The organism is Kitasatospora sp. NPDC059571, assembly GCF_042735675.1.
Taxonomy (GTDB): domain Bacteria; phylum Actinomycetota; class Actinomycetes; order Streptomycetales; family Streptomycetaceae; genus Kitasatospora.
Window position 1 is genome coordinate 1 of the sequence record NZ_JBHWBW010000115.1, and the last position, 18,984, is coordinate 18,984.

Here is an 18,984-nt window from a genome sequence, read left to right on the forward strand (position 1 = left end):
GCTGTCCGACAGGCCCGGGTCACCCGGCCCGGTCACTCCCCGCTGTCCGGCTCGAAGCGGATCACGACCGCCTTCGAGGTCGGGGTGTTGCTGATCTCCGCGGTGGAGTCCAGCGGCACCAGCACATTGGTCTCCGGGTAGTACGCCGCCGCGCCGCCGCGGGCCACCGGGTAGTGCACCACCCGGAAGTGCGGCGCCCGGCGCTCCACGCCGTCCTTCCACTCGCCCACCAGGTCGACGTACGCGCCCTCGGCCAGGCCCAGTTCGGCGGCGTCGGCCGGGTTCACCAGCACCACCCGGCGGCCGCCGGTGATGCCGCGGTAGCGGTCGTCCAGGCCGTAGATCGTGGTGTTGTACTGGTCGTGCGAGCGCAGCGTCTGCAGCAGCAGCCGGCCCTCGGGCACCTCGGGCGCGGTCAGCGCGTTGACGGTGAAGTTGGCCCTGCCGGTGGCGGTCGGGAAGGTCCGGCTGTCGCGCGGCCCGTGCGGCAGGGTGAAGCCGCCGGGGCGGCGGACCTTCTCGTTGTAGTCCTCGAAGCCGGGCACCACCCGCGAGATCCGGTCCCGGATGCCGTCGTACGAGTCGGCGAACTCCTCCCACGGCGTCGGGTCCTCGGCCCCGAGCGCGGCGCGGGCCAGCGCGCAGACGATCGCCACCTCGGAGCGCAGCTGCTCGGACGGCGGCCGCAGCCCGCCGCGCGAGGAGTGCACCACGCCCATCGAGTCCTCGACGCTGACGAACTGCGCGCCGGCCGGCGTCCAGTCCCGGTCGGTGCGGCCCAGGGTGGGCAGGATCAGCGCCCGGGAGCCGGTGACCACGTGCGAGCGGTTCAGCTTGGTGGAGACGTGCACGGTCAGCCGGCAGCGGCGCATCGCGGCCTCGGTGACCGCGGTGTCCGGGGTCGCGGCGACGAAGTTGCCGCCCATCGCGAAGAACACCTTCACCCGGCCGTCGCGCATCGCCCGGATGGTGTCCACCGCGTCCAGGCCGTGCTCGCGCGGCGGCTCGAAGTCGAACTCCTTCGCCAGCGCGTCCAGGAAGGCGGCCGACGGCCGCTCGAAGATGCCCATCGTCCGGTCGCCCTGGACGTTGCTGTGCCCGCGGACGGGGCAGACGCCTGCGCCGGGCCGGCCCACGTTGCCGCGCAGCAGCAGGAAGTTGACCACCTCGCGGATGGTCGGCACGGAGTGCCGGTGCTGGGTGAGGCCCATCGCCCAGCAGACGATGACCTTCTGCGAGGCCATCACCAGCCGGGCCAGCTCCTCGATCTGCTCCCAGGGCAGACCGGTCGCGGCCAGCACCTCGGCCCGGTCGGTGGAGGCCGCCTCCGCGGCGAACTCCTCGAAGCCGTGGCAGTGCTCGGCGACGAAGCCGTGGTCCACCGCGTCGGCCTCGAGGATCAACTGGTTCAGCGCCCGGAAGAGCGCGAGGTCGCCGCCGAGCCGGATCTGCAGGAACAGGTCGGTCAGCTTGGTGCCGCCCGCGGCCAGGCCGCGCGCGTTCTGCGGGTTCTTGAACCGCTCCAGCCCGGCCTCCGGCAGCGGGTTGACCGAGACGATCGTCGCCCCCGCCCGCTTGGCCCGCTCCAGCGCGGACAGCATCCGGGGGTGGTTGGTGCCCGGGTTCTGCCCGGCCACGATGATCAGGTCCGCCTGGTACAGGTCCTTCAGGTGAACGCTGCCCTTGCCGACGCCGAGCGTCTCCACCAGCGCCGAACCCGACGACTCGTGGCACATGTTGGAGCAGTCCGGCAGGTTGTTGGTGCCGAGCCGGCGGGCGAACAGCTGGTACGCGAAGGCGGCCTCGTTGCTGGTGCGGCCGGAGGTGTAGAAGGCGGCGCCGTCGGGGGTGTCCAGGGCCCGCAGCTCCTCCGCCACGATCTCGAACGCCCGCTCCCAGGAGACCGGTACGTACCGGTCGGACCCCTCGTCCAACAGCATCGGCTCGGTCAGCCGGCCCTGCTGGCCCAGCCAGTAGCCGGAGCGCTGCGCCAGCTCGGGGACGGGGTGCGCGGCGAAGAAGTCCGCGGTGATCCGGCGCTCGGTGGCCTCCTCGGCGACCGCCTTGGCGCCGTTCTCGCAGAACTCCGCGGTGTGCGTCCTGTCCGGCTCGGGCCAGGCGCAGCCGGGGCAGTCGAAGCCGTCCGGCTGGTTCACCTTGCGCAGCGTCGCCAGGGTGCGCCGGACGCCCATCTGCTCGCCGGCCATCCTCAGGCTGTGCAGCACCGCCGGCACGCCGGCGGCGGCGTGCTGCGGGGCCGACACCTGCGGCGCGTCCTGCGCGGGGTCGGTCTGCGGGGCCTGCTTGGCCATGACGGGCACCTCCTCCTGGCGGGGCCCGGCGTCCTTGCCGCGGCCCGGCTCCATCCTTGCACTGGCCCTTGGCGCCGGACCCGTGCGGTCCCCGGCAGTGGGAGGATGGCCGCGCCCCGCCGACGACGCCGACCGAACGAGGACCGAGGATGCCGCCCACCGAGGAGCCCGCCGGCCGGTTCGGCCCGGTGACCGGGCCCGCCGCCCCCGCCGCCCCCGCCGTGCCGCCGCAGGACCCCCGGGGCCCGGCCCGTCCGCTGCCCGCGGACGCCGCGCTGCCCGAGGACTTCCCGCTGCCCGCCCCGGCGGCCCCGCCCGTACCGGCCTCCCCGCCGGCCGCTCCCGCCGCGCCGCCCGCGGCGGCGGATGCCCCGGCCGCCGTACGGGAGTTGCTGCTCCGGCTGCGGGACCGGGCACCGGAGGCGCCCACCCCGGACGGGGCCGGCCACCTGCTGGAGTCGGTCGCCCGCGAGATGACCGCCCTGCTGGGCCGCTACGACCGGGACACCCTCGCCGCCTGGCGGCAGCTCGGCACCGTGCGCCTCGCCGCGGGCGACGCCGCCGGCGCCGTCCACCTGCTCGGCCAGGTCGCCGCAGACGCCGTGCAGGCCCTCGGCCCCGGCGACCCGGACACCCTGCAGATCCGCACGGAGCACGCCCGGGCGCTCGGCGACGCCGGCGACACCTACGGCGCCCTGAACCTGCTGCGCGAGGTGCAGCCGGCCCTGGTGCAGGCGGTCGGGGCCTACGACGCGCGGGCGCTGGCCGGGCAGACCGGGCTGGCCCGCGCCGTCGCCCGGAGCGGGGACACCGCGGCGGCCGTCGGCATGCTGCTGGAGCTCGTCCCGGTGGTCCAGCAGCACCTGGGGCCGGACCACCCGCTGCTCGGCGAGGCCCGCTGCGAGCTGGGCCGGCTGGTGCCGGCCTGGCGGCGGCTCGCGGGCGGCGCCGGTCTGCCGGTGGTCGCCGCGGTCGCCATGGTGCACCGGCTGCTGGTCTGGGACTTCGCCTCCGACCGGGAGGCGGACCTCTTCCTCACCGAGCTGGAACGGGCCACCGGTCACCGCGACCTGGCGGGCCGGCTGGCCGCCGTGCCGGACGAGATGCCGGCGGAGCAGGCCACCACCCTGCTGCTCGGCCCGGCCTGAGCCGGCCCGACGTCCCCGGCCAGCGCCTGCAGCAGGGCGCGGGCCGCGGCGTCGTTCTGCCGGAAGGCGGGTGCGTCCGTCCGCGGCCGGGCGAAGGCCGCGTAGCTGCGGGCGTTGGTGTGCGGGCCGAGCGCCAGGCGCCGGGGATGCGGGGCGCCGTCCAGGCCCGGGTCGAGGAGCCGGCCGTCGGCGGCGACCTCGACCAGGCCGGAGCGGTACGCACCGTCGCCGCCGGCCGGCGCCTCCTCGCGGATCCGGCCGGTCCGCAGCAGTTCCCGCAGGACGGGGTCGGCGGTGCGGTCCAGCGAGTGCCGGGGCAGGTACGCCTCGATCAGCGCGGTGGCCCGCACCGTCCGCCCCGGCACGGTGGGGCTGCTGGCGGTGAAGGTGCCGTCGCGCTCGTCCCGGGCGATCGTGGTGTCGGCGCCGAGGAAGTGCACCACCCCGGCCTCGGAGAGCGCGAGCAGCTGCCGCAGCCGGAAGCCGGGCGGCCCGGAGGCGAGGTGGCTGAAGAACCCCGTCCACCAGCCGTCGAGCTCCTCGGCGACCGAGCGGGCGGACAGCCGGCCCGAGGCCACCAGCCGCGGCAGCTGCCCGTACAGCGACAGCAGGGCGAGGAAGGCCCCGAGGTCGGCGCTGTGCGCCGGGTCCGCGCGGCGGTCGGCGTCCGCCCGGACGTACGCCCGCAGGTGCTCCTGCAGCGCCTCGCCGTCGGGCAGGCGCAGGCCGGTCAGCGGCCGGTCCAGGCGCTCGAAGTCCAGCCGGTCCGCGGGGTCGGGGACGGCCGCGGCGACCAGCCGCCCGCGCTCCGGGCCGTACCAGTCGAGCCGGTCGTAGGCGCCGAGGAACTCCGCCCAGGGCAGCGCGGTGCGCCCGGGGTGGGCGTGGAACAGCTCGTGGTAGTACCCGAACCCGATCTCCTTGGCCATCAGCGGCCAGACGTCGCGACGCAGTTCGAGCGGGCCGGGGGAGGCGGCCAGCGCGTCGACCGCCGCCGCGTCGAAGTACCGCGGCAGCGGGGCCGGCGGGCCCTGCAGCCGGTAGTGCGTCTTGGAGTGGTACGGCACGCCGCGGCGCGAGCCGAGGTGGATCACCGGCTCGCGGCCGGACGGCCGGTACCGCAGCCCGTCCGCGGCCTCCTCGAACCGGCCGCCGCGGCCCTCGGTGAGCAGCGACACCAGGTCCACCGCGGCCAGGCCCATGCCGCGCAGCAGGAGCTGCTCGCCGGGCCGGACGGCCGAGAGGTCGGCGTCGGCGGAGTACGCCGGCGCCAGGTGGAAGCGGCCGTGGCGGGCGGCGAACCCGGCGTCCGCCCGGTGCCGCTCCTCGGGGGCGGAGTCCAGGTGGCCGAGGGCGAGCACCACCCGGTCCGCGGTCAGCACCCGGTCCGAGAGCCGGACGCGCTGCGGGCCGTCGGGCGGCCCGGTGACGGCGTACGCGGTGTCCCGGTGCACGGTGACCGTGACGTGCGCGGGCAGCTCGGCCACCGCACGCCGGAACACCCAGTCCAGGTAGGCGCTCTGCACCCGGCGGGTCGGGAAGTCGGTCGGGGCGAGGGCGCGCAGTTCGGCGGCGAGCTCCGGATCGGCCGGCGGCCGGTACGGCGGGTGGGCCTGCGGCCGGGCGGCCCACTCGGCGAGCGAGGGCCCGGGGCGGACGGGGCCGGTGACGGTGGAGCGCTCGTCGGTGAACATGGTGACGTCCTCCGCCATCGAGTTCATCCGCAGCAGCGGGGACTGTGCGCGCCGCCAGATCCGGCCGCCGCCGGGCGGGTGCGGGTCGACCAGGTGGATGTGCAGCGGCCGGTCCGCGGGCAGGAGTTCGCCCGCGCTGGCGGCGATCCGCTCCAGCAGTCCGGTGCCCCGCGGCCCGGCGCCGACGATCACCAGCGTGCTCATCGGCCCGCCTCCCGCCGGCGCGGGACGGCGAGCGCGGCGAGCGCGGCCCGCAGCCGGGCGAGCGGTGTCGGCGGCAGGTCGCCGCGGCCCGCGCCGCGGGCGTAGTACCGCTCGACGGAGGATTGCCCGACGGACAGCACGCTGGTCACCGCGATGTACCAGAGGGTGGCGACCAGCAGCAGCGGGATCACCTGGTAGGTCTGGTTGTAGATCAGCTGGGCGGAGAACAGCAGGTCGTGCACGGCGAGCACGGAGACGATGCTGGTGCCCTTGAGGGTGCCGACCAGCATGTTGCCCGCGGTCGGCACGATCGAGCGCATCGCCTGCGGCAGGACGATCCGGCGCAGCACCCGGGCCCGGCGCAGGCCGAGCGACTGGGCGGCCTCCAGCTGGCCCTGGTCGACGGAGAGGATGCCGGCCCGGACGACCTCGGCGGCGAACGCGGCCTCGTGCAGGGTGAGCCCGACGACGGCGGTGGCGGTCGGCCCGAGCAGGTCGACCGTCCGCACGCTGAACAGCTCGGGCCCGTACGGGACACCCAGCGAGAGCGTCGGGTACAGCGCCCCGATGTTGAACCAGAACAGCAGCTGGACGAGGACCGGCGCGGCCCGGAAGATCCACACGTACCCCCGGCTCAGCGCGGCCAGGACCGGGTTGCCGGAGAGCCGGGCGGCGGCGAGCAGCGTGCCGAGCGCGAAGCCGAGCACCATCACGGCGGCGGTCAGCCACAGGGTCAGCAGCAGGCCCTGCAGGATCGCGGTGGAGGTCAGGTAGCGGCCGACCACGTCCCACTGGAAGGCGCGGTTGCGGGCGACCGACGCCAGCAGCAGGCCGACCGCGAGCAGGGCGAGGACGGCGGCGGCGGCCCGGCCGGGCCGGCGGCGCGGGACGATCGGGAGGTCGGCGGCCGGGGGAGGGGCGAGAGCGGCGGGCAGGACGTCGGGCGACGTGGCCATGGAGGGCTCCAGGGGCGGACGCGGGCAGGGGTCTGCTGGTCCGTCACGCGCGCCGCGTCCCTCAACACGGCGGGAGCCGACGGGACTTCGACCGGCTCCTGGGCACCTCGCTCCGAACGGATCGTACGCGTGCCCGAAGGACGGCTGTCAAGGGCGTCCCGACCGTCCCGCATCCGGACGGTGGTTGACGAACTCCGCGGTTCACTGCTCAACTTGCGGACATGAACGCCGAGCAGCCCCTGGTCACGCGCGGCCACATCGACTTCGGTCGGGTGTGGTCCGCGGCGTGTTGCGGCTGACCCGACAGCAGGCCGTCTGACCGGCCCGACGCCCTCCCGGGCGGCACTCCCTCGTCCGCCCCGCCGTGCGGGGCCGGCCTCCCGTCCGCTCCCGCGGACCACCCGGCACGCTGCCGCCACCCCCTCGCGCACCCGCTCCCGCTGACGCACCGTCGGCGTCCGTCGCGCACCCGTCCTGCCATCACCCGTCGCACCGGGCCGCCCCGCCGCGCACCCCGCCGTGCGCGTGCCCCGCCGTGCCCGCACCCACCCCAGGAGAGGACCCACCATGCCCGTCGAGTTCCTCGGCATCGCCGCCACCGGCGACGGCTCGGAGACCACGCCCCGCACCACCGCCGCCTTCGACGCCGACTACACGCTGCGCCTCGCCCGCGCCCACGAGGACCACGGCTGGGACCGCGTGCTCTTCGCGTACGGCGCGGGCGCCCCGGAGCCCGCCGCGGCGGCCGCCTTCCTGGCCTCGAAGCTCGACCGGCTGCAGATCCTGCTCGCGCACCGCCCGAACGTCTCCCACCCGACCTTCGCCGCGAAGACCTTCGCCACCCTGGACCGGATCAGCAACGGCCGGCTCACCGTGCACTTCATCACCGGCGGCAACAACCACGAGCAGCGCCGCGAGGGCGACTACCTCACCAAGGACGAGCGCTACGAGCGCACCCGCGAGTACATCGGCATCGTCAAGAAGGCCTGGACGTCCCACGAGCCGTTCGACCACGAGGGCGCCCACTACCGGTTCGAGGACTTCGTCTCCGACGTCTTCCCCGTCCAGCAGCCCCGGCCGGGCGTCTCCTTCGGCGGCTCCTCCGAGGCCGCCTACGCCGCGGGCGGGGCCGAGGCCGACATCTACTGCCTGTGGGGCGAGCCGCTGGCCCGCACCGCCGAGCAGATCGAGAAGGTGCGGCAGGCCGCCCGTGCCGCCGGGCGCACCGACACCCCGCGCATCCAGGCCGCCTTCCGGCCGATCCTCGGCGCCACCGAGGAACTCGCCTGGGAGAAGGCCCACCGCACCGTCGCCGCGATCAAGGACCGGCGGGCCGGCGGCGACCTCCTGCGCCGGCGGGCCGCCGCCGACGGGCCGGAGAACACCGGCTCGCAGCGGCTGATCGAGATCGCCGAGGCCGGCGAGCGCTACGACCGGGCGCTGTGGACGCCCACCGCCGCCGCGACCGGCGGCGCCGGCAACTCCAACGCCCTGGTCGGCACCCCCGAGACGGTCGCCGAGGCGCTGCTCGACTACTACGACCTGGGCGTGGACATCATCTCCGCCCGCGGCTACGACCACATCGACGACGCGATCGACTTCGGCCGGTACGTCATCCCGATCGTCCGCGAGGAGGTCGCCAAGCGGGACGCGGCGAAGGCCGCCACCCGAGCCGCCGCCCGGGAGCGCGACCGGCACCAGCTGATCGCGGCGCAGGCGTGAGCCCCGCGGCCGAGCTCCGCGCCGTCCGGCTCGACGACCCGCTCGCCGGGCCCCTGGTGCGCGAGCTCACCCACGAGTACGTCAGCCGCTACGGCCCGGGCGGCCACCAGGAGATGGCCAGGTACGCACCCGAGGAGTTCGCGCCGCCCGGCGGCCTGCTGCTGCTCCTGCTGGAGCAGGGCGCACCGGTCGCCGGCGGCGCCTACCGCCGGCACGACGACCCCGGCACCGCCGAGGTGAAGCGGATGTGGACGCACTCCGCGCACCGCCGCCGCGGCCTCGCCCGGCGGGTGCTCGCCGCCCTGGAGGCCGCCGCGGCCGCCGAGGGCTACCGGCGGGTCTTCCTCACCACCGGCTCCCGCCAGCCGGAGGCCCGGCAGCTCTACCTGGCGGCCGGCTACACCCCGCTGTTCGACCTCGACGCCGCCCCGGGCGTCCTGCACCCGCTGCCGTTCGAGAAGAACCTGACGGACCGCCGGCCGGCGGCCCCGAACCCGAGAAAGGCCCTCGCCCCGTGAGACGCACACCCGCCGCCGTCGCAACCGCCGCCGCAGCGCTCCTCCTGGCCGGCTGCGGCGCGGACCCGGTGCCGGCCGGCCCCGCCGCCGGGGCCTCCGCGGTCGCCGCCGCCTCGCACGACGTGGTCTCCGGCGAGCGGAAGGTCGACGCGATCGCCGCGCTGCTGCCCGCGGACGTCCGCACCTCGGGCCGGCTCAGGCTCGGCGGCGCCGTCGGCGCCCCGCCCAGCGCCTTCTACCCCGACCCGGCGAAGAAGGCCCCGGCCGGGCTGGACGTCGACGTCGCCGACGCGGTCGCCAAGGTCCTCGGCATCGAGATCACCCGCGAGGACGCCGCCTTCGAGACCATCCTGCCCGCCCTCGGCAGCGGCAAGTACGACGTCGGCACCGGCAACTTCGGCGTCACCACCGCGCGGCTGAGGACCATCGACTTCGTCACCTACGTCGACGACGGCCAGGGCTTCGCCGTCCGCAAGGACGACACCAGGCTCCAGCGGGTCACCGACCTCGTCCAGCTCTGCGGCCTGACCATCGGCACCGGCGCCGGCACCACCTTCGAGACCACGCTCGACGCCAGGAAGGGCGTGTGCGCCGCGGCCGGCCGCAAGCCCTACGAGGTCAAGGCGTTCTCCGACAGCGGCGCCGTCCTCACCGGGCTGCAGCAGGGCCGGATCGACGTAGTGATGTCCACCATCAACGGCCTGCGCCACCAGGCCGCCCAGCCCGCCGCCGGGACCCGCTTCCTCGGCGAGTTCCACCGCCTCGACGTCGGCTTCGCCTTCAAGAAGGGCTCACCGCTCACCCCGGCCTTCCAGGCCGCCGTCAACCAGCTGATCAAGGACGGCACCTACGCCCGGATCCTGCAGAAGTGGGGCACCGAGGACTCCGCCGTCACCGCCTCGCAGATCAGCCCGCCCGAGCACGCATGATCCCGTGTCCGCCCCGCAGAGGAATCCCGCCATGACCACCACCGCGCCCGAGCAGACCGCCGGGCCCACCACCGGACCGCCCGCCGACGCCGACCTGCCGGTCGTCCCGGCCCGCCACCCCTGGCGTTGGGCCGCCGGCGCCGCCGCCCTCGTCCTGGTCGCGCAGTTCCTGCACGGCCTCGCCACCAACCCCGGCTGGGACTGGCCCACCTTCCGGGCCTTCTTCGCCACCGCCACCATCCTCAAGGCGGTCGGCACCACCCTTCAACTCACCTTCTGGGCCACCCTGCTGGGCTTCGCGCTTGGTGCGGTGGTGGCCGCGCTGCGGCTCTCCCGCAGCCCGGTCCTGCAGACCATCGGCTGGACGTACATCTGGGCGTTCCGCTCCATCCCGCTGATCGTCCAGCTGGTCTTCTGGTTCAACCTCTCCTACCTCTACCGGCGGCTCGGCCTCGGCATCCCGTTCGGGCCGGTGCTCTGGGAGTTCGACACCGTGCACGCCCTCGGCGCGCTCGGCGCCGCCGTCCTCGGCCTCGCCCTCCACCAGGCCGCGTACGCCGCCGAGATCATCCGGGCCGGGGTCATCGCCGTCGACGGCGGACAGCTGGAGGCCGCCGCCGCGCTCGGCATCCCGCGGCTGCGGCAGGCCCGCCGGATCGTCCTGCCGCAGGCCATGCGGGGCATCCTCCCCAACGCCGCCAACGAGATCATCTCGCTCTTCAAGGCCACCTCGGTGGTCTACGTGATGGCCATCGGCGAGCTCTTCTACCAGGTCCAGGTCGTCTACGGGCGCACCGGCCGGGTCGTCCCGATGCTCATGGTCGCCACCGCCTGGTACGTGCTGCTCACCACCCTGCTGTCGATCGGCCAGTACGCGGTGGAGCGCCACTTCGCCCGCGGCACCGACCGCACCCCGCCGCCCACCCCGCTCCGGCGGGCCCGGGCCCTCGTCCGCCGGATCACCGAGACCCGGCTCACCCCTTCCGGAGGCCCGCGATGACCACCGCGACCGCCATGGTGGACGTCCGCGGCGTCCACAAGAGCTTCGGGCGGCTGGAGGTGCTGCGCGGCGTCGACCTGCAGGTCGCCCCCGGCTCGGTCACCGTCGTGCTCGGCCCGTCCGGCTCCGGCAAGTCCACCCTGCTGCGGGCCATCAACCACCTGGAGAAGCTGGACCGCGGCACCGTCACCATCGACGGCGAGCTCATCGGCTACCGCCGCTCCGGCGGCAGGCTGCACGAGCTCAAGGAGCGCGAGGTGCTGCGCCAGCGCACCCGGCTCGGCTTCGTGTTCCAGAACTTCAACCTCTTCCCGCACCTCACCGTGCTGGAGAACCTCACCGAGGCCCCGGTCGGCGCGCTCGGCCGGCCGAAGGCGCAGGCCCGCGCCACCGCCCTGGACCTGCTCGGCAGGGTCGGCCTCGCCGACAAGGCGGGCGAGTACCCGCGCCGGCTCTCCGGCGGCCAGCAGCAGCGGGTCGCGATCGCCCGCGCGCTCGCCCTGGAGCCCAAGGTGCTGCTCTTCGACGAGCCCACCTCCGCGCTCGACCCCGAACTGGTCGGCGAGGTGCTGGACGTCATCCGGGACCTCGCCGCGGCCGGCACCACCATGATCGTCGTCACCCACGAGATCGGCTTCGCCCGCGAGGTCGCCGACACCGTGGTCTTCATGGACGGCGGGGTGGTCGTCGAACAGGGCCCGCCGGCGGCCGTCCTCGACCACCCGCAGCACGAGCGCACCCGCGCCTTCCTCGCCAAAGTCCTCTGATCCCGCACCCGCAAGGAGTCCTGCCGTGTCCGTCCTCCGCCGCCGCATTCCCGCCGCCGTCGCCGCCCTCGCCGGCGCCCTCGTCCTGACGTCCTGCGGCTCGGCCCCCTCCGGTGCCTCCGCCGACCTCGGCGCCGGGGCCGGCACCGCGCCCAACGGCATCACCGTCAACCTGACCCCGGACCAGAAGCGCGTCACCACGCCCCGGGTGGACGCGATCGCCGCCCTCGTCCCGGAGGAGATCCGCCGAAGAGGCACCCTCCAGGTGGTCGACTCGCTCGGCACCGTCCCGCCGCTGGACTTCCACGCCACCGACGACCGGACGATCATCGGCGCCGAACCCGACCTCGCGTACCTCATCGGCAACGTCCTCGGCCTCAAGGTCGAACTCAACCCGGTCTCCTGGGAGAACGTCTTCGTCGGCCTCGACAGCGGCAAGTACGACCTCGGCATCACCAACATCACCGTCACCGAGGCCCGCAAGGAGAAGTACGACTTCGCCACCTACCGGCTGGACATCCTCGGCTTCGAGGCGAGGAAGGGCGGCAGCTGGCGGGTCACCGGACCGAAGGACGTCGCCGGGCACACCATCGGCACCTCGTCCGGCACCAACCAGGAGAAGCTGCTCATCGCCTGGAACGAGCAGAACACCAAGGCGGGCCTCAAGCCGGTCGACATCAAGTACTACCAGAACTCCTCCGACTACTACCTGGCGCTCTCCTCCGGCCGGATCGACGCCTGGCTGGGCCCCAACCCGACCGAGGCCTTCCACGCTGCGCAGACCGGCCAGACCGAGGTGATCGGCACCTACTCCGGCGGCGGCGCGGACGTCCTCGGCAAGATCGCCGCCACCACCAAGAAGGACAACGGCCTGGTCAAGGCGGTGAACGCGGCCGTCAACGAGATCATCAGGAACGGCACCTACGGGCAGGTGCTGAAGCGCTGGGGGCTCGACAAGGAGGCCGTGCAGACCTCCGAGATCAACCCGCCCGGCCTGCCGAAGACCGGCTGACACCCCGCGGGGGGCGGGGGCCCCGCGCGGGGGGGCCCCCCACCGGGGGCGGCGCCGCCCCGCCGCCCCCCCGCCGCCCCGCCCCCCGCGGCGCCGGCCCCCCGCCGGGCGGCCCCCCCGCTCCAGCACGCCGCCCGCGAAGACGTCGTACAGCGGCAGGTCCGCCAGGTGGACGTAGCCGATGTGGCAGTCGCAGACCGGCAGCGGGCAGGGGCGCGGCAGCAGCTGGGCGCGGTACGAGCCGTCGTAGAGGTTGCCGAGCGGCGGTCGGACGAAGTGGCAGCGGCGCACCGTGCCGTCGCCGTCCACCGAGACCACCGACTCGCCGGTGCGGCAGGGCCGGCCGCCGCTGGCGTGCGGCTCGCGGCTGAAGCCGAACAGCGGGTCGACCGCCGTCCAGGCGGCGGCCTGCTCGCCGGTGTAGCTGCGGCCGTCCGCGGCGTTCACCCAGAGGTAGCTTGAGGCGGGCAGGTCCGCCCTCAACTGCCTTGCCTCGTCGAGGTGTTCCGGCTCGCCGACGATGCCGACGCTGTGCCGCACGCCGAGTGCGGCCAGGTCGCGGACCTTCGCGAGGAAGCGTCCGCGGTCGACCTGCCCCGGGTGGTAGGTCACCCAGAGCGCCAGCGTGTCGAGGTCGGCCTCGGCCAGCCAGTCGGTGCGGCAGCTGAGGTTGGTCTGGATCGCCACCCGGCGCACGTGCGGCAGCCGGGAGAGCTCGACCAGGGCCCGCCGGTACCAGGACCGCACCAGGCCCTCGCCCCACGGGGTGAACAGCAGCGACAGGGTGTCGCCGCGCTGCCCGGCCGCCCAGGCGGTGAACCGCTCCAGCGCGGCGCGGTCCGCCCGCAGCTGCTCCGGGCTGTCCCGCCGCTTGGCGAACGGGCAGTACGGGCAGTCGTAGTCGCAGGAGGACAGCGGCCCGCGGTAGAGCAGGGTGAGGTCCATCGGCGTCTCGGCCGGCCGGCGGCCCGGCAGCCCCAGGTCGACGGTCACTTCGCCTCGTACGCGTCCATCGCGGCCTGCACGGCCGGCGAGAACAGCATCGGGCCCACCGCGTCCGAGTGCGCCAGGCCCTCGGGGGAGAGCACCAGCCGCCCGGGCGCATCGGCCAGCCAGCCGCGCGCCGCGAACGCGGTCAGCTCGGCGGCGAAGTCCTCGGCCGGCAGCGACCCGAACCGGCTCGTGTAGTCGGCGAGTTCGAGCCCCTCGGCCTGGAGCAGCGACTGCAGCAGGTGGCGGCGGCGCGACTCCTCGGCATCCATCGTCCGGCCGACCTCGGCCCGGGTGAAGTCCCGGGCGGCGACGTAGTCGTCGATGATGCCGCGCACCTCGCGGGCGTCCACCGCGTAGTCGAAGGAGTAGTGCAGCGCGGAGGTGTACGAGCGGGCGCCGCAGCCGAGCCCGACCATGCCGTCGGTCTGGCAGGCGTACTCTCCGGCGCTCGCGGTGGCCGCGCCGATCCGGCGGAACATCCGCATCGACACCTGCTCGTAGCCGGCGGCCAGCAGGTGGTCCCGGCCCGTGCGGTAGAGGGCGAGCCGCTGGGCGTCCCACGCGGGGGAGGGGCCGTCGGCGGCGCGCCGGCCGAGCCCGGTCAGCGGCCGGACGTACAGCGGGTAGAGGTACAGCTCCTCGGGCTGCCAGGCGAGCGCGGCGTCCAGGGAGGCGAGCCAGCTGGCCTCGGTCTGGCCGTCGATGCCGTAGATGAGGTCGATGTTGAGCACCGGGATGCCCGCCTCGCGGACCCGGCCGAGCGCGGCCTCCACCGCCGCGCGCTTCTGCGGGCGGACGGCCGAGCGGGCCTCCTCGTCGAGGAAGGACTGCACGCCGAGGCTGAGCCGGGTGGTGCCGCGCTCGGCGAGCACCGCCAGCCGGTCGGCGGTCGCGGTGTCCGGGGAGGCCTCCACCGAGAGGGGGACCGCCCGCAGGTCGGCGCCCATCTGGTGCTCGGCGATGTCGCAGAGCCGGGTCAGCTCGGCGGCGGTCAGATAGGTCGGGGTGCCGCCGCCGAAGGCCGCCAGCGCGAACCGGGCGTCCGCGTCCAGGGCGTCCCGGACGGCGCGGGCCTGCCGCTCCAGCGCGTCCAGGTAGGCGGTGGTCAGGCCCTCCGGGCTGCCGATCCGGGTGAACAGATTGCAGAAGCCGCAGCGCACCTCGCAGAACGGGATGTGCAGGTACAGCGAGAGCGCGTGCTGCGGCTCGCCCGCCCACAGCTCCCGCAGCGCGGGCCGCCCGGGCAGCGGCCGGTAGGCGGTCTTGTGCGGGTAGGCGTAGACGTACGCCCGGTACGGGGAGTCGGCGCTCGCCGTGGCGGTGCTCATCGGGCGGCCTCCTCGGCGGCGGGCAGCGTGAAGTGCGCGTACGGGACCGTCCAGACCACCGGGTGGCCCAGCCGGTGGCCGGTGTAGCCGTCCTCGCCGTAGCAGGTGCCGTGGTCGGAGCAGACGATCGCGAAGCAGGGGCGGCGCCGGCTCATCGCGGTGAACAGCCGCCCGATGTGCGCGTCGACGTACTCCAGCGCGGCCGCGTGGCTCTCCCGGGTGTCGCCGTGCTCGCGGGTCGCCCCGGGCAGGTGGAACCAGTTCGGCTGGTGCAGTGCGGAGACGTTGATGAAGAGGAACAGCGGCTGCCCGTCGGGCTGTTCGGCGCAGACCTGCTCGGCGCGGGCGACCTGCGCCTCGAAGGAGGTGGCCGAGGGCACGCCCATCTCCGGTGACCAGTGGGACTCCTGGAACAGCCCGGGCAGCACCGAGCCCAGCGGGCCCTGCTTGTTGAAGAAACCGACCCCGCCGATGCAGACCGTCCGGTACCCGGCGGCGGCGAGCGCCGAGGGCAGGTCCGGGGTGTCGAAGACCCAGGTGCGCGGCTCGGTGGTCTCCGAGCCGGCGAAGCGGGCCGCGAAGAGCCGCGGGTGCGGGCCGTCCGCGCTCGCCGGGGTGGGCAGGAACCCGGCCAGGATCGCCTGGTGCGCCGCATAGGTGAAGCTGCCGGGCGTGTGCCGCTCCTCCCACCGCCCGCCGGGCAGGTGGGCCGCGAGGTGCGGGATGCGGCCGGCGGCGGCCAGCTCCTGCGCGACGTCCAGGCGCAGCGTGTCCAGGGTGACCAGCAGCAGGTCGTGGCTGCCGACCACGCCGTTCATGTCGGGGATCTGATCGGTCATCGGCGTGTTTCCGTCCGGGGTGGTGCGGTGAGCAGGGCGGCGATCTGGGCGCCGTAGGTGTCGAGGCCCTCGGCGGGGCCGCCGGGCAGGCCGGTGAGGCCGGGCAGCAGGTCGCCGAAGGCGTTGACCTCGCCGACCACGGCGCCCCGCCAGCCCGCGGTGGGCAGCACGTCCACGCCGACCACCGGGGAGTTCGGGAAGCAGGCGGCGGCGTGCTCGGCGGTCTCCAGCAGCCGCGGCCAGGCCGGGCCGGCGGCCTCCCTGGCCAGCGCGAGGTCGCCGCGGGCGCCGCCGAGGTGCAGGTTGGTCATCGGCCGGGTGCTGGTGCGCACCACCGCATGGGTGGCCCGGCCGGCGACCACGACCACCCGCAGGTCGGCGGAGCGGCCGGCCTGGGAGGCCTTCGGCACCCACTGCTCGACGTGCAGGCCGTCCGGGGCGAGCGCGTCGACCAGGGCGGCGACCTCCGGCTCGGTGCGGTAGCGGCGCACCCGCAGCGAGTTGTGCAGGCCGTCCGGGGCGAGTTCGGCGGAGGTGGTGGCCTGCAGCTGCCCGCGCGGGCCGAACTCCAGGGCCACCACGCCGGAGGCGGAGGAGCCGTGCACCGGCTTCAGGAACACCCGGCGCATCCGGGCCGCGGCCAGTCGCTCCGTCAGCTCGCTCCAGCCGGCGGGCGGCGGGCCGTCGAGCGTCGGCGGCACCGGTACCCCGGCGGCGGCCAGCCGGCGGTGCGCCGCCCGCTTGTCGAACATCACCGCGATCTCGTCCGGGTCGCCGAGCAGGCGCACCCCGGGCCGGCCGGCCAGGCCGCGCAGCGCGGCGCACATCCCGGCGTACCAGGCGGCGCCGCCCTCCACCCGGGTCGGCGCGTACCCGGCGCCGAGGACGCCCCCGCGCAGCAGCGCGTCCACCGCGGCGTCCTCGCCGGGGGAGTCGATCCGCAGCACGGTGCCGGGCGGCAGCTCGTACCCGCCGCGCAGCACGTCCAGCCAGGGCAGCACGGCGGGTTCGGGCAGCCCGGCGGCGCGCGCCGCGGCGGCGAACAGCACGACGCGGCGGTGGCCGGGGTTGCCGAGGACGGTGAGCCGTTCGGTCATGGGCTACTCGGAGACCGCGACGTAGCGGTCCTCCTCGTCCTCCTCGTCCTCCGCCTCGGACAGGTCGACGTCGACCCCGGCCAGCGCCTCGGTGACCCGCTGCTGCATCGCCTCGGTGAGGTAGTGGTGGTGCAGGTCGAGCGAGGCGAGGTGGGTGAGCGGCTGGCCCTCCAGCAGGGCGGCGGCGCCCTCGTCGGTCAGCACGCCCATGCCCAGCGCGAGGTGCTCCAGCCGGGCCACCACGGGCGCCTGGGCGACGGCGGCGGCGATGTCGTCCTGGTACTCGCTGTTCTGCAGGCCGAGCGAGCGCAGCGCGGGCAGCCGGGTCGCGGTGAGCAGCGGCGCCAGGTCCTCCAGGGTGTGGTCGCCGCCGTACTCGTCCACGCCGAGCCACAGGTCGAGCTCGGCCAGGGCGGGGAACTCGCACTCGCCCAGCGCCCGCACCACCCGGCCGGGCAGGCCTCCGGTCTCGAAGGACAGCGAGCGCAGCCCCTCGTGCCGCACCGGGTGCAGGCGCAGGTCTGACCCGCCGCGCACGGTCAGCCGGGTCAGCCGCGGGAAGGCCTCGAACACCGGGGTGATGTCGCACATCTGCAGCCAGGAGATCTCGCACTCGTCCCACCGGACGTCGCCGAGGAAGAGCGCCTCCAGCGCGGGCAGCCGCTCGGCACTGCCGGTGATCGCGGCCAGCGGGCCGGCCAGCCCGTCGTAGTCGCCCGACCACCAGGCGCCGAGCACCAGGGCTCGCACCTGCGTGGTGTCGACCGCGTCGAGGAAGCGCTGCCAGGCCTGCTCGAAGGGCTCCTTGGCGCGGTAGCCGAGGTTGATCCGCCAGGCGGCCGCACCGGCGGCGGGCAGCTCGTCGCCGCGGTCCAGGGCGTCGAGCAGCTGGTGGACGGGAAGGCCGTGGAAGACGTCGGTCATCGGGGGGCTCCTGCGATCGGTCGGTCGGTCACTCGGAGACGGCGACGTAGCGCCACTCGTCGTCCCACTTCTGGGCGTCGGACAGGTCGACGGCCACGCCCGGCAGCGCCTCGGCGATCCGCTGCTGCATCGCCTCGGTGAGGTAGTGGTGGTGCAGGTCGAGCGAGGCGAGGTGGGTGAGCGGCTGGCCCTCCAGCAGGGCGGCGGCGCCCTCGTCGGTGAGCGCGCCCATGGCGAGCGAGAGGTCGGCGAGGCGGGTCACCACGGGGGCCTGCGCGGCCAGCGCGCAGATCTCGTCCTGGCGGGTGCTGTTCTGCAGGCCGAGGCGGCGCAGCGCGGGCAGCCGGGTGCCGGCGAGGAACGGCGCGAGGTCCTCCAGCGTCCAGTCGCCGCCGTACTGGTCGACGCCGAGCCACAGCTCCAGGCTCTCCAGCGCGGGGAAGTCGCAGGCGGCCACGGAGCGGACGACGCTGCCGGGCAGGCCGCCGGCCTCCAGGCGCAGCCGGCGCAGGTGCTCGTGCCGCAGCGGGGTGAGCGCCAGCCCGCCGTTGCCGTCCCAGTCCTCGCTCGCGCCGCGCACCACCAGCTCCTCCAGCCGGGGGAAGGCCTCGAACAGCGGGGTGATGTCGCACATCTGCAGCCAGGAGATCTCGCACTCCTCGAAGGTGATGTCACCGACGAACAGGGCGCGCAGCGCGGGCAGCCGGCCCGCCGAGCCGATGATCTCCGCGAGCGGTCCGGCGAGCGGCGCGGGGTCGTCCTGCGACCAGTTGCCGATGATCACGGTGGTGACCCGCTCGGCGTCGACCGCGCCCAGGAAGCGCTGCCAGGCCTCGGCGAAGGTCCGCTCGTCCTCGTACTCCAGCGCGATCCGCCAGGCGGCGGCGTCGGCGGCGGGCAGCGCGATGCCCTCGTCCAGCGCGGACATGACGTCGGCGACGGGCAGCCCGCCGAACTGCTCGATGTGCTTGCTGATCGCCATGCGCTGCTCCTGGGAGACGTCCGGTCGGCCGGGATCTGTCTACCAGGCCGCCCCGACATCCCGGCGGGAGGGGCCGCCCGCCGACGCACTGTCAGAGCCCCGCCCTAGCTTTCCCCTCGTGGAGGCCGGCACGGCGCCGGCCCGGATGCGGGGAGGGCCGTATGTACCGCCAGGGTGACGTGCTGATCGTGCCGGTCGGGGAGGCCGCGGTGCCGCGGGTGGCGGCCGATCTGGCCGCGCTGCCGCGGGACGCCCGCGGCCGGCTGGTGCTGGCGCTCGGCGAGGTGACCGGCCACGCCCACGCGGTGGTCGGCCCGGGCACGCTGCGGCGGGAGGCCGGGCCGTTCGGCACCGCATGGCTGCACCTGCCCGAGGGCGGCCGGGTGGTGCACGAGGAGCACGCCGCGATCGCGCTGCCCAAGGGCTGGTACCGGGTGGTGCGGCAGCGCGAGTACGTGCCCGGCGCGGTGCGCGTCGTGGCGGACTGAGCACGGTACGGACGGACGAGGAGGGACAGCACGATGACCGAGACCCAGCAGCAGAGCGCCCCCGCCGGGGC

The 18,984-nt window shown here is 75.2% G+C and carries 16 protein-coding genes and 1 pseudogene; 8 read left to right on the forward strand and 9 right to left on the reverse strand.

Annotated features, from left to right (window positions below; translation table 11 throughout):
* Positions 1–32 precede the first annotated feature (32 nt).
* Positions 33–2,312, reverse strand: a complete 2,280-nt coding sequence (locus tag ACFV0G_RS15760) for an FdhF/YdeP family oxidoreductase (RefSeq protein ID WP_380546948.1) — start codon at positions 2,310–2,312, stop codon at positions 33–35.
* A 149-nt stretch (positions 2,313–2,461) separates the two neighbouring features.
* On the opposite strand from ACFV0G_RS15760, the gene ACFV0G_RS15765 reads away from it, so the two are divergent.
* On the forward strand, positions 2,462–3,460 hold the full coding sequence (locus ACFV0G_RS15765; protein WP_380546950.1) for a tetratricopeptide repeat protein: 999 nt from the start codon (positions 2,462–2,464) through the stop codon (positions 3,458–3,460).
* Here ACFV0G_RS15765 and ACFV0G_RS15770 read toward each other — a convergent pair.
* Positions 3,373–5,358, reverse strand: a complete 1,986-nt coding sequence (locus ACFV0G_RS15770) for an FAD/NAD(P)-binding protein (protein WP_380546952.1) — start codon at positions 5,356–5,358, stop codon at positions 3,373–3,375. The genes ACFV0G_RS15765 and ACFV0G_RS15770 overlap by 88 nt on opposite strands.
* Positions 5,355–6,314 carry an amino acid ABC transporter permease gene (locus tag ACFV0G_RS15775; protein WP_380546954.1) on the reverse strand — a complete coding sequence of 320 codons (960 nt, stop codon included), beginning with the start codon at positions 6,312–6,314 and terminating at the stop codon, positions 5,355–5,357. The genes ACFV0G_RS15770 and ACFV0G_RS15775 overlap by 4 nt, the downstream gene beginning before the upstream one ends.
* 567 nt (positions 6,315–6,881) lie before the next feature.
* On the opposite strand from ACFV0G_RS15775, the gene ACFV0G_RS15780 reads away from it, so the two are divergent.
* The 6 genes from ACFV0G_RS15780 to ACFV0G_RS15805 are packed head-to-tail and all read left to right on the forward strand — an operon-like array spanning position 6,882 to position 12,262.
* Positions 6,882–8,036: an LLM class flavin-dependent oxidoreductase gene (locus ACFV0G_RS15780; RefSeq protein ID WP_380546956.1), complete on the forward strand. Its 1,155-nt coding sequence runs from the start codon at positions 6,882–6,884 to the stop codon at positions 8,034–8,036.
* On the forward strand, positions 8,033–8,554 hold the full coding sequence (locus ACFV0G_RS15785; RefSeq protein WP_380546958.1) for a GNAT family N-acetyltransferase: 522 nt from the start codon (positions 8,033–8,035) through the stop codon (positions 8,552–8,554). Before ACFV0G_RS15780 ends, ACFV0G_RS15785 begins: the two co-directional genes overlap by 4 nt.
* Positions 8,551–9,483 carry an ABC transporter substrate-binding protein gene (locus ACFV0G_RS15790; RefSeq protein WP_380546960.1) on the forward strand — a complete coding sequence of 311 codons (933 nt, stop codon included), beginning with the start codon at positions 8,551–8,553 and terminating at the stop codon, positions 9,481–9,483. Before ACFV0G_RS15785 ends, ACFV0G_RS15790 begins: the two co-directional genes overlap by 4 nt.
* A gap of 31 nt (positions 9,484–9,514) precedes the next feature.
* A complete protein-coding gene (locus tag ACFV0G_RS15795) occupies positions 9,515–10,483 on the forward strand; it encodes an amino acid ABC transporter permease (RefSeq protein WP_380546962.1) in 969 nt (322 codons plus the stop codon).
* Positions 10,480–11,250, forward strand: coding sequence for an amino acid ABC transporter ATP-binding protein (locus tag ACFV0G_RS15800; protein WP_380546964.1), 771 nt, complete (start codon positions 10,480–10,482; stop codon positions 11,248–11,250). Before ACFV0G_RS15795 ends, ACFV0G_RS15800 begins: the two co-directional genes overlap by 4 nt.
* A gap of 25 nt (positions 11,251–11,275) precedes the next feature.
* Positions 11,276–12,262, forward strand: coding sequence for an ABC transporter substrate-binding protein (locus tag ACFV0G_RS15805; protein ID WP_380546966.1), 987 nt, complete (start codon positions 11,276–11,278; stop codon positions 12,260–12,262).
* 117 nt (positions 12,263–12,379) lie between these two features.
* On the opposite strand, the pseudogene ACFV0G_RS15810 reads toward ACFV0G_RS15805, so the two are convergent.
* From ACFV0G_RS15810 to ACFV0G_RS15835, 6 genes and pseudogenes are all read right to left on the reverse strand, one after another.
* Positions 12,380–13,207: pseudogene (locus tag ACFV0G_RS15810) on the reverse strand (STM4011 family radical SAM protein); the annotation flags it as partial.
* 44 nt (positions 13,208–13,251) lie between these two features.
* Positions 13,252–14,583 (reverse strand): STM4012 family radical SAM protein, encoded by a 1,332-nt coding sequence (locus ACFV0G_RS15815; RefSeq protein ID WP_380546968.1) that lies wholly within the window; start codon positions 14,581–14,583, stop codon positions 13,252–13,254.
* Positions 14,580–15,401, reverse strand: coding sequence for an STM4013/SEN3800 family hydrolase (locus ACFV0G_RS15820; protein WP_380546978.1), 822 nt, complete (start codon positions 15,399–15,401; stop codon positions 14,580–14,582). The genes ACFV0G_RS15815 and ACFV0G_RS15820 overlap by 4 nt, the downstream gene beginning before the upstream one ends.
* 17 nt (positions 15,402–15,418) lie before the next feature.
* Entirely contained in the window at positions 15,419–16,519 is a 1,101-nt protein-coding gene (locus tag ACFV0G_RS15825) for an STM4014 family protein (protein WP_380546970.1), read from the reverse strand.
* Positions 16,520–16,522: 3 nt separating this feature from the next.
* Positions 16,523–17,443, reverse strand: coding sequence for an STM4015 family protein (locus ACFV0G_RS15830; RefSeq protein ID WP_380546972.1), 921 nt, complete (start codon positions 17,441–17,443; stop codon positions 16,523–16,525).
* Positions 17,444–17,471: 28 nt separating this feature from the next.
* Positions 17,472–18,425 carry an STM4015 family protein gene (locus ACFV0G_RS15835; RefSeq protein ID WP_380546974.1) on the reverse strand — a complete coding sequence of 318 codons (954 nt, stop codon included), beginning with the start codon at positions 18,423–18,425 and terminating at the stop codon, positions 17,472–17,474.
* Between the two features lie 161 nt (positions 18,426–18,586).
* On the opposite strand from ACFV0G_RS15835, the gene ACFV0G_RS15840 reads away from it, so the two are divergent.
* The gene (locus ACFV0G_RS15840; RefSeq protein ID WP_380546976.1) at positions 18,587–18,913 is read left to right on the forward strand and encodes a hypothetical protein; all 327 of its coding nucleotides are present in this window, start codon (positions 18,587–18,589) and stop codon (positions 18,911–18,913) included.
* Positions 18,914–18,984: the final 71 nt, after the last annotated feature.

What these genes read in the sequence shown, in the direction of transcription:
- ACFV0G_RS15760 (WP_380546948.1), bottom strand. Translation starts at nt 2,312, where the DNA reads ATGGCCAAGCAGGCCCCGCAGACCGACCCCGCGCAGGACGCGCCGCAG.
- ACFV0G_RS15765 (WP_380546950.1), top strand. Translation starts at nt 2,462, where the DNA reads ATGCCGCCCACCGAGGAGCCCGCCGGCCGGTTCGGCCCGGTGACCGGG.
- ACFV0G_RS15770 (WP_380546952.1), bottom strand. Translation starts at nt 5,358, where the DNA reads ATGAGCACGCTGGTGATCGTCGGCGCCGGGCCGCGGGGCACCGGACTG.
- ACFV0G_RS15775 (WP_380546954.1), bottom strand. Translation starts at nt 6,314, where the DNA reads ATGGCCACGTCGCCCGACGTCCTGCCCGCCGCTCTCGCCCCTCCCCCG.
- ACFV0G_RS15780 (WP_380546956.1), top strand. Translation starts at nt 6,882, where the DNA reads ATGCCCGTCGAGTTCCTCGGCATCGCCGCCACCGGCGACGGCTCGGAG.
- ACFV0G_RS15795 (WP_380546962.1), top strand. Translation starts at nt 9,515, where the DNA reads ATGACCACCACCGCGCCCGAGCAGACCGCCGGGCCCACCACCGGACCG.
- ACFV0G_RS15800 (WP_380546964.1), top strand. Translation starts at nt 10,480, where the DNA reads ATGACCACCGCGACCGCCATGGTGGACGTCCGCGGCGTCCACAAGAGC.
- ACFV0G_RS15815 (WP_380546968.1), bottom strand. Translation starts at nt 14,583, where the DNA reads ATGAGCACCGCCACGGCGAGCGCCGACTCCCCGTACCGGGCGTACGTC.
- ACFV0G_RS15820 (WP_380546978.1), bottom strand. Translation starts at nt 15,401, where the DNA reads ATGAACGGCGTGGTCGGCAGCCACGACCTGCTGCTGGTCACCCTGGAC.
- ACFV0G_RS15825 (WP_380546970.1), bottom strand. Translation starts at nt 16,519, where the DNA reads ATGACCGAACGGCTCACCGTCCTCGGCAACCCCGGCCACCGCCGCGTC.
- ACFV0G_RS15830 (WP_380546972.1), bottom strand. Translation starts at nt 17,443, where the DNA reads ATGACCGACGTCTTCCACGGCCTTCCCGTCCACCAGCTGCTCGACGCC.
- ACFV0G_RS15835 (WP_380546974.1), bottom strand. Translation starts at nt 18,425, where the DNA reads ATGGCGATCAGCAAGCACATCGAGCAGTTCGGCGGGCTGCCCGTCGCC.
- ACFV0G_RS15840 (WP_380546976.1), top strand. Translation starts at nt 18,587, where the DNA reads ATGTACCGCCAGGGTGACGTGCTGATCGTGCCGGTCGGGGAGGCCGCG.